The organism is Bacillus hominis (assembly GCF_030348325.1).
Classification (GTDB): domain Bacteria; phylum Bacillota; class Bacilli; order Bacillales; family Bacillaceae_G; genus Bacillus_A; species Bacillus_A hominis.
Genome location: NZ_JAUCFS010000003.1, coordinates 61,590 through 76,225, shown reverse-complemented (window position 1 = coordinate 76,225; position 14,636 = coordinate 61,590). Strand labels below are relative to the sequence as shown.

Here is a 14,636-nt window from a genome sequence, read left to right as displayed (position 1 = left end):
TTTATTTTGTAGTATAATCCCAAGAAAAATAGCAGCATCTCTCCCTTTTTTTACAAATAACCCCAATAAATAAGCCACGCAGCACTTGCTGCGTGGCTCACTACTCAGAGGATTTACTCGCGCCCGTTACTATGTAAAGCATGAAAAATCCCCTAATCTACTAACAAACATCACCGTAATTAGCTAAGTCCAAAATTACGGGATAATTCTTGATCATGTCGTGCCACAGCATCTGCTGTATCCTTCAATTGTCTTTCGATGTCATGTAGTAATTGGGCAAAATTTCTTACCTTCGGTGCTAATTCGATAAATTGTCGGTCAAACCCTTCGAATGCACGACCTTCCCATTCTGCGCGTAAGTCTGATTGTAAATTTGTTAAATCGCGTAGAATGTCCTCAATTTGTTGACCACCGTTACCATAACGAGCTGCTTTTGCTTTAAGCTCCTCTGGGCTCATACGAATTTGTCCAGCCATTTATATTCCTCCTATCAATTCTTAAAAATTGTAAAACGAAATTTGATTTTACTTACTGAATTATAACAATAAGTAGAATAATTGAAAAGATTTTTTTACTTTTTTGGATATTCTTATCATATATTGTCGTTTTTTCTTGTTTATACATATAAATAAAGGGGGTCTGGTGCAAAATTTTTGAAGTATATGAAAATGGTCTATCAAACTTGGACATACTGATAGTACTACTCTATAAAAGGGGTGTGATCAGTATGGAAAAGGAGAATTCATTTAAGTGGAAACATTATCAACCAGACATCTTCTTGTTAACTGTACGTTGGTACCTACGGTACAACTTAAGCTTTCGTGATTTGGTGGAAATGATGGTTCTGGTGCAAAGATAAAATAAAAGAGAATATAGCGCATATATTTCGAGCAGAATTGTATTTTATGCTGTTAGCCCAAACAATTGATGGATGAATTCTTTCTGATTTTGAACAGACTGATCCCGTAAATCAATCTGTTCTTTTTTAATCATATGCATAGCTTCTACTCCTGCAAGAATGGATGTAGCTGTGCCAAAAGACTTGAACCCTAACATAGAACGCACACGTTTCTTAATAAAACGATGATCTTGTTCCACTATATTATTGAGATATCTAACTTGTCTTAGCTTGATGCCTTCAGGCATATGTTTTTCTTCTTTCAACGCTTGAATTGCTACAGGATAGGCAGGGTTCTTATCTACTGTTATCACGCGAGGTTTAGAAACGTACGAAAAAGCCAGGGCTTTCTTGAAAAAGCACTTGGCGGCTTGTTTATCTCTTGATTTACTTAGATGAAAATCAATGGTATTCCCTTTTGAATCAACGGCACGATATAAATACATCCATTGCCCTTTTACTTTAATATAGGTTTCATCGACTCTCCATGAATCATTGGTTGATTTTAGATGATGTCGTACTTTCTCTTCTAATTCAGGTCCATATTGATGAACCCAGCGCATAATCGTTGTGTGAGCAATTGATAATCCTCTTTCCTCCATCATTTCCACCAGGTTACGAAAGCTCAAATTGTAATTATTGATGAGGTTTTAAATTGGGCTGAATTAGAGAAAATCATGATTTTCTTTTTCAAATAAAAAGGTGAAATAAAATATTTGTTTTGGATTACTTCAAAATCTTAGCTTGATGGGCATGTAGTGCTACCCCTAAAGGGAAAAACTAATACCTTTTTACAAATAACAGGAAATGATATTACACCTTGATGGAGTAAATCCCCCTTCACTTCCTCTATTTAATTCTTTGGTAAGGATATATTTTCCTGATGATAATCATAACCTATATCAGAATTTCATTTATTATAGGAAAATTCCAAAAGGAGTGAATGTGATGGGTTTCCCGCCTCAACAACAAAGTAAACCTGGCATTGAATCATTAATGATACCTAGACCTATATTTGATAACCCCAATTACAAACCAGCCGGTAAACTTATAAATAAGGTAGCGCTTATAACTGGTGGGGATAGTGGAATTGGGAGGGCTGTCGCTGTAGCATTCGCGAAAGAGGGTGCAGACATAGCAATCTCATACCTAAATGAGCATAGTGATGCAAAAGAAACGGAGTTCTATGTTAAAAAGTATGGCCGTAGTTGCATTACCATTCCAGGTGATATTGGGTATGAGCAGCATTGCCAACAAGCAGTAATGCAGACAATTCACCAATTTGGTCGTATTGACATTTTGGTGAATAATGCCGGTGTACTATACATAAGGAACAGTCTACTTGATGTAGATTCTAACCAACGAACAAGTACCTTTCACACAAATGTTTTTTCTCAGTTTATTTTGACGAAAGCTGCTTTGCCATATATGAATTCAGGGAGCTCCATAATAAATACAACATCCCTTAGTGCCTATCATGGAGATCAAGATGCAATTGACTACGCGGCATCTAAAGGAGCCATTGTTTCCTTTACACGTTCGCTGTCATCGTCACTGGCACCGCAAGGGATCCGAGTTAATGGTGTTGCCCCAGGACCAATTTGGACTCCATTAATTCCATCTTCCTTGCCTCCAGAATGGCTTGCCACATTTGGAGACCATGTTCCTATGAAGCGAGCCGGTCAACCGTTTGAAGTGGCACCTGCTTATGTATTCTTGGCATCCGAAGATGCATCTTACATATCAGGACAAATTCTGCACGTGAATGGTGGGGAAATTATAAACGGTTAACTATTTAACAAAAAATTACTTACAAATGAATTTGTATTATATTGGCTTAAGTATTATGGAATTAAAATTACAAAAAACAAAACGCCGTTTAACCACCCTGTAACCACTCATATAAGATTTAATTCACATCGATACCTATGTCATTGATGTGAATTTCCAAAGTGCTTACAAAGAAATCTAAGAGGTCATTTTTTTAGATTCACAATCATTATTTTGAAGTTTATGTAAAGAAAAGAAAAAGAATCCATTTTTAAAAAATGGATTCTTTTTCTTAGTGTAATCTATATTCTCCTGTTAATTGTTCCTTGGCCATTCGAACTAAGCGTTTTGTAATTTCTCCACCGACAGAACCATTTGCACGCGATGATGTATCAGGTCCAAGTGTGACTCCTAATTCGCGAGCAATTTCATACTTCATTTGCTCAATAGCACTTGCAGCAACTGAAATATGAACTTCATTTGCATTATTTTCGTGTCTTTGAATATTCATCGTTGCACCTCCATTATATTTGTATATAACATGTGCTTAATTATGATATTTATACATGAGTTAACTATTTTCTTCTATTTTATCATTTTAGCCAAGAAGACTCCTTCCTCAAGGAACGCGAAGTGAGTAGGTGGGAGATGAATTGGCTTCGGACAAGGGATGGCAGGAAGCCATCTTAATTGTTCGACATACATAAACTGTTACTTCACTACCTATCGAATGTACGTTTGTTGTATAATAGAAACATACCGAAATGGAGGTGAAATGAATGATGATTAATAAAGCATATAAATTTCGTATCTATCCAAATAAAGCACAAGCAACCCTAATCAATAAAACGATTGGCTGTTCTCGTTTTGTATTCAATCATTTCCTATCTCTATGGGATAATGCATACAAAGAAACAGGGAAAGGTTTGACATATGGTACATGCTCTGCCAAACTCCCTGCCATGAAGAAAGAGTTTGTTTGGCTAAAAGAAGTGGATAGTATCGCGATTCAGTCGTCTGTTCGCAACCTTGCGGATGCTTATACACGCCTTTTCAAAAAACAAAACAATGCCCCGCGTTTCAAATCTAAGAAGAACAACGTACAATCTTATACCACAAAACAAACAAATGAAAACATTGCCGTTGTAGGAAACAAAATAAAATTGCCAAAACTAGGTCTTGTTCGATTTGCCAAAAGTCGTGAAGTAAAAGGACGTATTTTAAATGCTACAGTTAGACGGAACCCTTCTGGCAGATACTTTGTGTCATTGTTAGTTGAAACAGAAGTGCAAGCACTTCCGAAAACAAATTCTTACATTGGAATGGATGTGGGACTAAAAGATTTCGCCATTTTGTCAGATGGAACAACCTATAAAAATCCGAAGTTTTTTCGATCATTAGAAGAGAAGTTGGCAAAAGCACAGCGTGTTCTTTCTAGAAGAATGAAAGGATCTTCTCGCTGGAATAAACAAGGAGTAAAAGTAGCTAGAATTCATGAATACATGACGAATGCTAGAAAAGATTACTTGGACAAAATCTCGACTGAAATCATCAAAAACCACGATGTTATCGGTATAGAGGATTTGCAAGTATCAAATATGTTAAAGAATCATAAGTTAGCAAAAGCAATTAGTGAGGTATCATGGTCTCAGTTTCGAACTATGTTGGAATACAAAGCAAAATGGTACGGCAAACAAGTCATTGTTGTATCAAAAACATTTGCTTCAAGCCAATTATGTTCTTGTTGTGGATATCAAAACAAAGACGTTAAAAATCTAAACCTACGTAAATGGGACTGCCCTTCTTGCCTTACACACCATGATAGGGATATTAACGCAAGTATCAATCTAAAGAATGAAGCGATAAGGCTTCTAACCGCAAGGACTGTGGAGATAGCCTAATAAATTAGAGTTCGATAGAACTCTTTACTTAGGAATCCCCCTCTTCTAAACGAAGTGAAAGTGGGGGTAGTTCAATCATTGCAACATATCCGCAAAGGAAGTACCCACATTATTCTTCCGTTTCATATGCTTCTCTAAATAGATTTTTGTTGTTTGGATATTTTCATGCCCCAGCGTTTGCATTAAATGATATAGATCCGCATTTCCTTGTTCAACGGCCATGATTGCAAAAGCATGACGGAATGTATGCGCCGTTACTGGATTCTCACGATACTGCAGAAACTCTAAATTTGTCTTTTTTATCATATCTGTTACCTGACTCGATAACGTTTTTGAATTATAAAAGTTCCCCCTTTGATTTACAAATAAAGGACTTTCATCTCCTTGATCCAATACAGTTTGGAACCCTCTTCTTCGTCTCATTTCACAAATGCACTGATACAAATGTTCCGAAATGAAAAGTTCACGTACTTTATCCCCTTTGCCCGTTACTTTTAACCAGTGCTTTCCGTCATAGTGTAAATCTTTGACTCTTGTTGTACACAATTCTTGAATTCTTGCACCGGTACTTGCCAGGGCTAATAAAATTGTATAGTTTACTAAATGCCCTCTTTCTTTATAAAACCCTAAGATTTTCATAACTTCATCATACGATAGGTCCCGATTTGGTCGATCCTGTTCATTTACATTTGCACGCTGCAGTTCTTCATGAAGAGGTTTTTCAATATAAGCAAATACATGAAGGTGTTTTAAAAAAGAACGAATAAGTACTGTTTTCTTTGCAAGTGTTGCGACTGCATACGTGTCACTATTCCTACCGTTCTCTACTTGCTTCAACCAAGAATTATATTTACGAATATGCCATGGTTGTAATGTTTTCAGTAAAGAGGCATTTTGCTGTACCTCTTCCCCATTTAATTCGAACTCTTCTGCATGCTGCACCATGCACTGACAAAATAATAAGATTTCAGATACATAACTCTTTTTCGTATCCTCTTTTCTATTCTTCCTCTCATCCATATCTTTTTGTAAATGTACGAAATGATAAATGACTTCCAGATCACTTAAATACGTATATTTACTCTTTCCCTCTTTTTCTGCAACCTCCATCTTCTCTTCTACCTTATCTACATAACTATTGTTATGCAGGAAAGGAACGATATCACTTATATTCTCTAAATATGTATCTATATATTCACTTTGATTATTTATAATAGGTAAGTTTTCACTTCCACTTTTATTATCCATATTTCAAATTCACCTCTCCTATTAAAGATTATGAATACAATTATCTTTATTAACTATACTTATCATTTTATTTCACTTCTATCAATTATACAAATGATAACTCATATTCTTTCTATAAGAATGCTACATTCTTCTCTATTTACCTATACTTATATTTTTTAATAATTTATTAGTAAATAGATATCATTTAATGATTAACTACTCAACTTTTATATTACTTTTATTATAAAATCAACTATAAAAATTCATTAAAATATAAAATGAATTACAAATATTATTAAACTATAAAAATGTATAAGATCTTTAATAAATTCTATTTCTCATTTTAAATATAAATCATATTCTGATATGATATATACATATCTAAAATACTAGCAAACAATAGTTATGGAGGTGTCCTTACATGACACAAGATTTATTGTTCATTACAAAACCTACTGTAACGACAAAAGAGGCAGCCGGCTTATTAGGAGTAACGGTACAAACAATTTTACAAAAAGAAAAAGATGGATTAATAGAATGTGTATATAAAGATAACTGGAAGCAATTCGGTAGTAAGATTTACTATTTAGAGGATATTGAACGTTTAAAAAATATTGAAGAGGTTGAAGGCTATAGCACAAAAGAAGCAGCTGAAATTCTCAATGTAGCACCATCCACAGTTTTTACATATATCAAATCTGGTAAATTACCTGCCTCAAAGATTGAAAAACGTGGAAAAGAAGTATATATCATTGATAAAGATGACCTTGAAACTTTTCAACTTACTTATGAAAAAACTACATCAAAAGAGCGAAAAGCATTCATTACTAAGATTCAAGAAGAAGATATATATTTATATCAATTATTAACACATCAACATACCGGAAAAACAGCCAGGGTAATAGAGATCAATGGAGCAGACGGCAAGATTCTTACAGAAGACGAAGAAATTTTCCCTCTATCCACTTATAAGGAACATGATTATTCCTTTGAGCCTTTTCATAAACAAGCGGTAATTACGAAACGAGGGTATTTATCTTTTTCATTTAAAAAACCTCAGCTATTTAATTCCATCACTTATAATCTATTAAATTTATTTTATAAAGAGCTAGGTGTCACAAATATGCGATTGAGTATTTCATCTGATACTATCAAATTAGAAATTAAACCTTTCGTATTACAAGTTGATCCATTGCAGTTTCAAGAGGAGATTAAATACTTACATTCTCATATGAAATCCGGCACGATCCTTCCACATGTAGAAGGTATTTACTTTAAAAGTAATGTAGATTCATTAACTTTTCATGCAGAACATGAATTTAAGCAAAAAATAGTGCAAATGGCAGCAAATGCAGGTATGGGACAGGAAGAATTCTTATTGCAAGCTGTGAAATCTTATATAAGAGATTTAGAACAACAATAAATATTTATTAAGAAGAAAAAGCGTAGAAATTTAATCTTCCTACGCTTTTTAAATTATTCAACTCCAGAAAAAACTGTACATGTGCAGAGATAATAAAGTTGTTTAATTTATAATAAAATACTTTGAAAAATAATAAAGTTGTTTAATTCTTATTGAACTAGCGGTGCAGGGTAGTTCAATAAAAATGATGAAATAAATAAAGGGGAATTTACTTTATTTTATAATTTATGAGGTGGAAAATGGACTCTTTAGAATTAAACGAATCTAAATATATTGTCTCTAATATCAAAGACATTTTGCATAAAAAGCTTATTCTTGATAAACCGTTAACTAAAGATGAGGTGAAAAAATTAAACCTAGTTAATCCCACTGTATACGAAAATGAGAAGTTGCTCATTCAAGAACGGTGGTTTTATAGTATTAATATTGGAGAATGGGAAGATGTGGATATTATTATTCAAGGGAATAATGAAAATCCCAATGTGGAGATTATCGAAATGGCAGAAAAAATATTCGATGAACTCCATCTACACATAAGCTGTGCATTAAAATATTTACAGAAATTCTTCCCTAATCAAGATATGAAGAACTACTATCTATCCACAATATGTTTTGGAAAGATGGTTAATTTTGACGATTACATATTTTCAGGGTTTAGTTTAGCTTTTATTTTTGATGGTCACTTTGAGTTTCAGTATAAAGTAAAATTTAAAGACGATGGGTGGCCTATTGGTTTTGAAGGTGGCCCACTTTAATAATCATAGATAATTTTTTCTTATTGAACTAACGGGTGCTTTAGTTGAACAAGAAAGGACATAACATATTAGTCATATAAAATATGTTATGTCCTTTAATTTATTTATCTTTTTTTAGAATTAGGTCTTGATAATTTTATTTGTAGCGAGGCTCTTATATTTTCAAATCAGAATTATATAATTTTATTATCACTTTACAGTACATTTTCTCCTAGAGATACTAATTTTCTAGTTTCGATGTATTTACTTATCTTAGCTTTCTTGTGTTGTGCTGAAAATCCATTTTTAAATATAGAATCCAATAGAAATTTATATTATTCCTTCAAATAAATACAATCTGTGCAGCAAAACCATTTATACTAAATGAGCGTATATAGTCAAACATACTTAAAGGAGAATAGAACATGATAAAACATATACTCAGTTTCATTCTAGGAACAATTGTTATGTTATTTGGTTCCTTTTGCGTTATTCCCTACACTCTCGAAGCAATTGACAGTAATGTAAGCTATATTACTCGTGACAAAAAGTATTTTAGTAAGCTATATGACTATGACATTAACCTTTGGATGATTGCAATGGTTATATTTTGCATTTTTTCTGCGATTTCTGTTTTTATATTAAAGTTACCTAATTATAAAAAGGGTTGAAACACTCATAAAAAAATATAGTCAAACAAACCAACGGAAAGAAGTAAAGAGAAGGCGTCATTAATTATTTTTTCTATAAACAATATATATGCATCGTATCTGGATATAAATGAATAAATATATTAATCAATACAACAAAAATCCAGGGCGATTCCCTTGTGAGGATGGAGATATTTCCTTATCCTTGCTGTAACTTTGAAATAAAATTGTACCGTTTATAAAAAAGATACATTGCTTTATCTCTTACAAAATAAAAAGTATCCACTAAGTGAACACTTCATGTTATTATGGTTAAGCTATATAAGTCAGATTGATATGTAGGTGAGAAAAATGGAAAATATAGATCCTAAACAAGAATACGATCTGAGCAAAATATACACATACATAGAGTTCCCCGATAAAGTTAGTGGTCGCTGTGATAATTGTGGCAATACCTCATTTAAAAGTTCCGTTAAAGATTTCATCTTTTTGAGAGAATGTCGTCAATGCGGCATGAAGAAAATCATATAGCCCTATCCAGGGCTTTTTTCATTTCATTTTATATTCTTCTCAAGGTAAGCGTTGATTCAGTCCCTCAGGACTGATGAGTACTTCTGTTGATGCTTCTAAACAGCTAGATAACTGAGTTAAAGAAGTCATAGCTACATTTTGGCTCACCCATACACATAAAGCTACTAAATCTTTTGCTTGATACTTACTAGTTCGTTGTACAAAACCAACATCCCTAGCAAGATCCCGTAAGGTATTTGGAGATAAAAAACTTTGAATCTCTTGAGCAAATAGTTGTAATTCATCAGACACAGAAGCAGACATAAAAAATGCCATCCTTTCCTATGATTCTACAGAAAGAATAGCGTATTTTTTCATTTTAGGGGGCATTTCTTTTTATTAGCTTGATAGTGATGTGGTGATACCCCACATCCATCAACTTAAGGATTTAGACTATTCTTAAACTTAAAAGCACGTTACTATTCTCTTATGTTAATGAGAAAGGGTGACGTGCTTTTTATGAATATGCATCAAAAACAAGAGCTGTCTTTATTTGCCGAAGAGTTATATCGATATATGTCTCCCGCTACACTTAATCAATTAGCTATAGAAGCAGGTGGAATGAAACGAAAACGTAAGTGCCATGGGCACCATTTTTTATCTTTGTGTGTATGGTTAAATCAACAAATCGCTACAACCTCTCTTACTCAACTTTGTAGTCAATTAGAAACTTCAACAGGAATTTTATTAAGTCCTGAGGGACTGAATCGACGATTTAACTCGGCTTCTGTAGCCTTCTTTCGAAATGTATTTACTACACTTCTACAAGCTAAAATTGGAGGATCATCTACAATTTCTCATTCTCTTTCTGCTTACTTTGAGCGGATTCGCATCCTTGATTCTACAACCTTTCAAGTTCCAGATCGATTCGCAGCTACTTATCCTGGTGCCGGAGGCTGTAGTCATACAGCTGGTGTGAAAATTCAATTAGAGTATGACTTGTTGAGTGGAGAGTTTTCTGATGTGAAAATTGAACCAGGAAAACGAAGTGATCAGGCATATGGGGCGACTCGAATGGACATGACACAAAAGAATGAACTATATATTCGTGACTTAGGGTATTTTCGTTTACAAGACTTTAAATCGATCCAAGATAAGGAAGGGTATTATTTATCGCGTCTTAAATTACCAACTAAAATATATAGAAAAGAATTCGAAACAGTGGTATTTAAAACAAAACCTGCTCAATTGAGACCGGTATATATACAAATTCATTTGGAAGACATCATGAACCAATTACAACCTGGCCAAGTGTATGAATTACATGATGTATATGTAGGGAGCAAAGACAAACTACCCACTCGCATTGTGGTTTATAGATGTACAGAGGAGCAAAAACAGAAACGTCTACATGATCGAGCTATTCGCGAAAAGAAAAAAGGGATTACATATACAGAGCGTACGAAACTTTTACAAGGAATTACGGTATATATGACAAACATTCCTACGGAATGGGTACCGAAAGAGAAAATCTATGATTTATATTCACTGCGTTGGCAAATTGAGCTGTTATTTAAAATATGGAAATCTTGGTTTCGAATTCATCGTTGTAAATCTATTAAACAAGAGCGATTAGAATGCCACCTTTATGGACAACTCATTAGTATCCTATTATGTTCTTCTACTATGTTTAAAATGAGAGAACTCCTGTTACGTAAGAAACAGAAAGAACTAAGTGAATATAAAGCGATGTACATAATTAAAGATTATTTCTTACTTTTTCATCAAGCACTACATAAAAACACCCAAGAATTATCAAAGATTCTCCTTCGTCTGTTTAACCTCCTACAGCGAAACGGACGAAAATCTCACAGATATGAGAAAAAAACAGTCTTTGATATTTTAGGTGTTGTGTATGAGTATACCACTTCTGCCCATCAGGTAGCATAGCGAAAAATTTGAAACCCGTCAGGGTTTATTTGATGTGCCTACTTTTATAACATCTATAAAAGATAATAAAAAACTACGTGGAAAGACCGCATTTTGTATAAAAATATACGTTAAGTTGATGGATGTGTGGTGATACCCCATCGCTATCAAGCTAATAAAAAGAAATATCCTCAAAATGAAAAAAATACGTTATTCTTTCTGTAGAATCATAAGAAAGGATGGCGTTTTTTATGTCTGTTTCTGTGTCTGACGAATTACAACTATTTGCTCAAGAGATTCAAAGTTTTTTATCTCCAAATACCTTACGGAATCTTGCTAGAGATGTTGGTTTTGTACAACGAACCAGTAAGTACCAAGCAAAAGATTTAGTAGCTTTATGTGTATGGGTGAGCCAAAATGTAGCTAGGACTTCTTTAACTCAGTTATCTAGCTGTTTAGAAGCATCAACAGCAGTACTTATCAGTCCTGAGGGACTGAATCAACGATTTAATAAGGCGGCCGTCCAACTTTTACAACACCTACTAGCCGAACTATTAAGCAAAAAATTGGCCGCATCTATGCCGCTTTCTTCTCCATACACTTCTGTTTTCAAGCGTATTCGTATTTTAGATTCAACTGCATTTCAACTCCCGGATGTATTTTCATCGGTTTATCCAGGTGCAGGAGGCTGCAGCCATACAGCTGGGATAAAAATTCAACTTGAGTATGATTTGTTAAGTGGACAGTTCCTACATATTCATACAGGTCCAGGTAAACAACATGATCGCACTTACGGCTCTCTGTGTGCCCCAACTGTGACGGCGAATGATTTATGTATCCGAGATTTAGGTTATTTTCATTTAAAAGACCTTCAATATATACAAGATAAAGAGGCCTACTATATCTCTCGTATCAAGTCGAATACACGTATTTATCAAAAAAATCCTAACCCTGATTATTTTCAAGATGGAAGAATTAAGAAAGGTACAGAGTATATACAGATAGATATGGAGACGGTAATGAACTCTCTTCAGCCAGGACAAACATGTGAAATTGCTGATGCTTATGTAGGAATGAATGATAAAGTGCCAGCTCGTGTAATTGTTCATCGATTAACAAAACAACAGCAACAAAAACGATTACAAGATCAAGCTGTAAGAGAAAAAAAGAAAGGAATGAAGTATTCTCCTCGTAGTAAACGACTCAGTGGTATCAATGTATATATGACAAACACCCCTACAGATATTGTCCCGATGGGACAGGTACATGACTGGTATTCTTTGCGTTGGCAAATCGAAATTTTATTTAAAACGTGGAAGTCATTCTTTCAAATTCATCATTGTAAAAAGATAAAACCAGAACGATTGGAGTGCCATTTATATGGTCAGTTGATTGCCATTCTACTCTGTTCTTCTATCATGTTTCAGATGCGCCAATTGCTCCTCATGAAGAAAAAACGAGAGCTTAGTGAGTATAAAGCCATATATATGATTAAAGATTATTTTCTTCTTCTATTCCAAACTATACAAAAAAACATCCAAGAGTTATCAAAGGTGTTACTTCGCCTGTTCAATCTCCTACAGCAAAACGGGCGGAAATCTCATCGATATGAGAAAAAAACGGTCTTTGATATATTAGGTGTCGTTTACAATTGTACCCTGTCTTATAATCAAGCCGCTTAATTCAAAAAAATGAAACCCGCTAGGGTTTATTTCGTATGCAAATCTTTTAATCAACTACACTTGCCCTTTAGAAAAAAGAAACAATCTCGTCTAAAATTGACTTTGCATAAGCTTAGCTTGATAGCGATGTGGTGATACCCCATAAAGAAAAGACACTCAAATGAGCGCCTATTTCTTTTAATATCCGAATTATTATTCTCTACTAACACTACGAAAATAAGAACATACCATCAAGAGATACGTAAGTAATCTAACATATATTTGCACGTGTCTCCTTCAATTAAAACGTTTCATAATTCTTGATCTGCATTTTTTTGCCAGTTGGTAAAAAAGTCCCTCATATAATTATGTGGGACTTTTTTATTTCTCTAATTTAGCGTTTCATATCGTGTACTCCAGTGTTACTTTATTCAATCACAATAATATATTAAAGTTTGTGACACCTTACATTATTTACATAACGTTTTTATTGTCTACTTATATTAATACCAGCGCCTGAAGGAATACGGACACGATTCTGATTATGAAGGGGCATTCTAGAAAATATTCAAAGTAATTCTTTGAACTACCCCCACTTTCACTTCGTTTAGAAGAGGGGGATTCCTAAGTAAAGAGTTCTATCGAACTCTAATTTATTAGGCTATCCCCACAGTCCTTGCGGTTAGAAGCCTTATCGCTTCATTCTTTAGATTGATACTTGCGTTAATATCCCTATCATGGTGTGTATGGCAAGAAGGGCAGTCCCATTTACGTAGGTTTAGATTTTTAACGTCTTTGTTTTGATATCCACAACAAGAACATAATTGGCTTGAAGCAAATGTTTTTGATACGACAATGATTTGTTTGTCGTACCATTTTGCCTTATATTCCAACATAGTTCGAAACTGTGACCATGATACCTCACTAATTGCTTTTGCTAACTTATGATTCTTTAACATATTCGATACTTGCAAATCATCTATACCGATAACATCGTGGTTTTTGATGATTTCAGTCGAGATTTTGTCCAAGTAATCTTTTCTAGCATTCGTCATGTATTCATGAATTCTAGCTACTTTTACTCTTTGTTTATTCCAGCGAGAAGATCCTTTCATTCTTCTAGAAAGAACACGCTGTGCTTTTGCCAACTTCTCTTCTAATGATCGAAAAAACTTCGGATTTTTATAGGTTGTTCCATCTGACAAAATGGCGAAATCTTTTAGTCCCACATCCATTCCAATGTAAGAATTTGTTTTCGGAAGTGCTTGCACTTCTGTTTCAACTAACAATGACACAAAGTATCTGCCAGAAGGGTTCCGTCTAACTGTAGCATTTAAAATACGTCCTTTTACTTCACGACTTTTGGCAAATCGAACAAGACCTAGTTTTGGCAATTTTATTTTGTTTCCTACAACGGCAATGTTTTCATTTGTTTGTTTTGTGGTATAAGATTGTACGTTGTTCTTCTTAGATTTGAAACGCGGGGCATTGTTTTGTTTTTTGAAAAGGCGTGTATAAGCATCCGCAAGGTTGCGAACAGACGACTGAATCGCGATACTATCCACTTCTTTTAGCCAAACAAACTCTTTCTTCATGGCAGGGAGTTTGGCAGAGCATGTACCATATGTCAAACCTTTCCCTGTTTCTTTGTATGCATTATCCCATAGAGATAGGAAATGATTGAATACAAAACGAGAACAGCCAATCGTTTTATTGATTAGGGTTGCTTGTGCTTTATTTGGATAGATACGAAATTTATATGCTTTATTAATCATCATTCATTTCACCTCCATTTCGGTATGTTTCTATTATACAACAAACGTACATTCGATAGGTAGTGAAGTAACAGCTTATGTATGTCGAACAATTAAGATGGCCTCCTGCCATCCCTTGTCCGAAGCCAATTCATCTCCCACCTACTCACTTCGCG

At 34.2% G+C, this 14,636-nt stretch carries 11 protein-coding genes and 4 pseudogenes; 9 read left to right on the top strand and 6 right to left on the bottom strand.

Going from position 1 to position 14,636, the window contains the following annotated elements:
* Positions 1–179: 179 nt before the first annotated feature.
* Positions 180–476 carry a WXG100 family type VII secretion target gene (locus QUF93_RS00795; protein WP_289361087.1) on the bottom strand — a complete coding sequence of 99 codons (297 nt, stop codon included), beginning with the start codon at positions 474–476 and terminating at the stop codon, positions 180–182.
* Positions 477–727: 251 nt separating this feature from the next.
* Here QUF93_RS00795 and QUF93_RS00790 point away from each other — a divergent pair.
* A pseudogene (locus QUF93_RS00790) lies at positions 728–841 on the top strand (IS6 family transposase); the annotation flags it as partial.
* A gap of 62 nt (positions 842–903) precedes the next feature.
* Here QUF93_RS00790 and QUF93_RS00785 read toward each other — a convergent pair.
* A pseudogene (locus tag QUF93_RS00785) lies at positions 904–1,533 on the bottom strand (IS6-like element ISBwe3 family transposase); the annotation flags it as partial.
* A gap of 313 nt (positions 1,534–1,846) precedes the next feature.
* Here QUF93_RS00785 and QUF93_RS00780 point away from each other — a divergent pair.
* Positions 1,847–2,689: an SDR family oxidoreductase gene (locus QUF93_RS00780; protein WP_131231528.1), complete on the top strand. Its 843-nt coding sequence runs from the start codon at positions 1,847–1,849 to the stop codon at positions 2,687–2,689.
* A 271-nt stretch (positions 2,690–2,960) separates the two neighbouring features.
* Here the strand turns inward: QUF93_RS00780 and QUF93_RS00775 are convergent, their stop codons facing one another.
* Positions 2,961–3,179 (bottom strand): alpha/beta-type small acid-soluble spore protein, encoded by a 219-nt coding sequence (locus tag QUF93_RS00775; protein ID WP_289361086.1) that lies wholly within the window; start codon positions 3,177–3,179, stop codon positions 2,961–2,963.
* 268 nt (positions 3,180–3,447) lie between these two features.
* On the opposite strand from QUF93_RS00775, the gene tnpB (QUF93_RS00770) reads away from it, so the two are divergent.
* Positions 3,448–4,569, top strand: coding sequence for an IS200/IS605 family element RNA-guided endonuclease TnpB (gene tnpB / locus QUF93_RS00770; RefSeq protein ID WP_289361085.1), 1,122 nt, complete (start codon positions 3,448–3,450; stop codon positions 4,567–4,569).
* A 75-nt stretch (positions 4,570–4,644) separates the two neighbouring features.
* Here tnpB (QUF93_RS00770) and QUF93_RS00765 read toward each other — a convergent pair whose 3' ends face one another.
* Positions 4,645–5,817 (bottom strand): tyrosine-type recombinase/integrase, encoded by a 1,173-nt coding sequence (locus tag QUF93_RS00765; protein ID WP_289361084.1) that lies wholly within the window; start codon positions 5,815–5,817, stop codon positions 4,645–4,647.
* Between the two features lie 403 nt (positions 5,818–6,220).
* Here QUF93_RS00765 and QUF93_RS00760 point away from each other — a divergent pair, with 403 nt between their 5' ends.
* The 4 genes and pseudogenes from QUF93_RS00760 to QUF93_RS00745 all read left to right on the top strand — a co-directional run bounded on the left by QUF93_RS00760 (position 6,221) and on the right by QUF93_RS00745 (position 9,137).
* Positions 6,221–7,222 (top strand): helix-turn-helix domain-containing protein, encoded by a 1,002-nt coding sequence (locus tag QUF93_RS00760; protein WP_289361083.1) that lies wholly within the window; start codon positions 6,221–6,223, stop codon positions 7,220–7,222.
* Positions 7,223–7,461: 239 nt separating this feature from the next.
* Positions 7,462–7,977, top strand: coding sequence for a hypothetical protein (locus QUF93_RS00755; protein WP_289361082.1), 516 nt, complete (start codon positions 7,462–7,464; stop codon positions 7,975–7,977).
* Positions 7,978–8,381: 404 nt separating this feature from the next.
* Positions 8,382–8,691: pseudogene (locus QUF93_RS00750) on the top strand (hypothetical protein).
* A 266-nt stretch (positions 8,692–8,957) separates the two neighbouring features.
* Entirely contained in the window at positions 8,958–9,137 is a 180-nt protein-coding gene (locus tag QUF93_RS00745; protein WP_289361081.1) for a DUF8096 family protein, read from the top strand.
* A 48-nt stretch (positions 9,138–9,185) separates the two neighbouring features.
* Here QUF93_RS00745 and QUF93_RS00740 read toward each other — a convergent pair.
* Positions 9,186–9,440, bottom strand: a pseudogene (locus QUF93_RS00740) (IS4 family transposase); the annotation flags it as partial.
* Between the two features lie 195 nt (positions 9,441–9,635).
* Between QUF93_RS00740 and QUF93_RS00735 the strand changes: the two are divergent.
* Both QUF93_RS00735 and QUF93_RS00730 read left to right on the top strand, forming a co-directional pair.
* On the top strand, positions 9,636–11,066 hold the full coding sequence (locus QUF93_RS00735; protein ID WP_080019313.1) for an IS4-like element ISBce2 family transposase: 1,431 nt from the start codon (positions 9,636–9,638) through the stop codon (positions 11,064–11,066).
* A gap of 230 nt (positions 11,067–11,296) precedes the next feature.
* Positions 11,297–12,727, top strand: a complete 1,431-nt coding sequence (locus tag QUF93_RS00730; protein ID WP_289375109.1) for an IS4 family transposase — start codon at positions 11,297–11,299, stop codon at positions 12,725–12,727.
* Between the two features lie 635 nt (positions 12,728–13,362).
* Here QUF93_RS00730 and tnpB (QUF93_RS00725) read toward each other — a convergent pair.
* On the bottom strand, positions 13,363–14,484 hold the full coding sequence (gene tnpB / locus QUF93_RS00725; protein WP_289375108.1) for an IS200/IS605 family element RNA-guided endonuclease TnpB: 1,122 nt from the start codon (positions 14,482–14,484) through the stop codon (positions 13,363–13,365).
* Positions 14,485–14,636 lie beyond the last annotated feature (152 nt).

Coding starts and splice junctions, on each gene's coding strand:
- QUF93_RS00795 (WP_289361087.1), bottom strand. CDS start 476: ATGGCTGGACAAATTCGTATGAGCCCAGAGGAGCTTAAAGCAAAAGCA.
- QUF93_RS00780 (WP_131231528.1), top strand. CDS start 1,847: ATGGGTTTCCCGCCTCAACAACAAAGTAAACCTGGCATTGAATCATTA.
- QUF93_RS00775 (WP_289361086.1), bottom strand. CDS start 3,179: ATGAATATTCAAAGACACGAAAATAATGCAAATGAAGTTCATATTTCA.
- tnpB (WP_289361085.1), top strand. CDS start 3,448: ATGATGATTAATAAAGCATATAAATTTCGTATCTATCCAAATAAAGCA.
- QUF93_RS00765 (WP_289361084.1), bottom strand. CDS start 5,817: ATGGATAATAAAAGTGGAAGTGAAAACTTACCTATTATAAATAATCAA.
- QUF93_RS00760 (WP_289361083.1), top strand. CDS start 6,221: ATGACACAAGATTTATTGTTCATTACAAAACCTACTGTAACGACAAAA.
- QUF93_RS00755 (WP_289361082.1), top strand. CDS start 7,462: ATGGACTCTTTAGAATTAAACGAATCTAAATATATTGTCTCTAATATC.
- QUF93_RS00745 (WP_289361081.1), top strand. CDS start 8,958: ATGGAAAATATAGATCCTAAACAAGAATACGATCTGAGCAAAATATAC.
- QUF93_RS00735 (WP_080019313.1), top strand. CDS start 9,636: ATGAATATGCATCAAAAACAAGAGCTGTCTTTATTTGCCGAAGAGTTA.
- QUF93_RS00730 (WP_289375109.1), top strand. CDS start 11,297: ATGTCTGTTTCTGTGTCTGACGAATTACAACTATTTGCTCAAGAGATT.
- tnpB (WP_289375108.1), bottom strand. CDS start 14,484: ATGATGATTAATAAAGCATATAAATTTCGTATCTATCCAAATAAAGCA.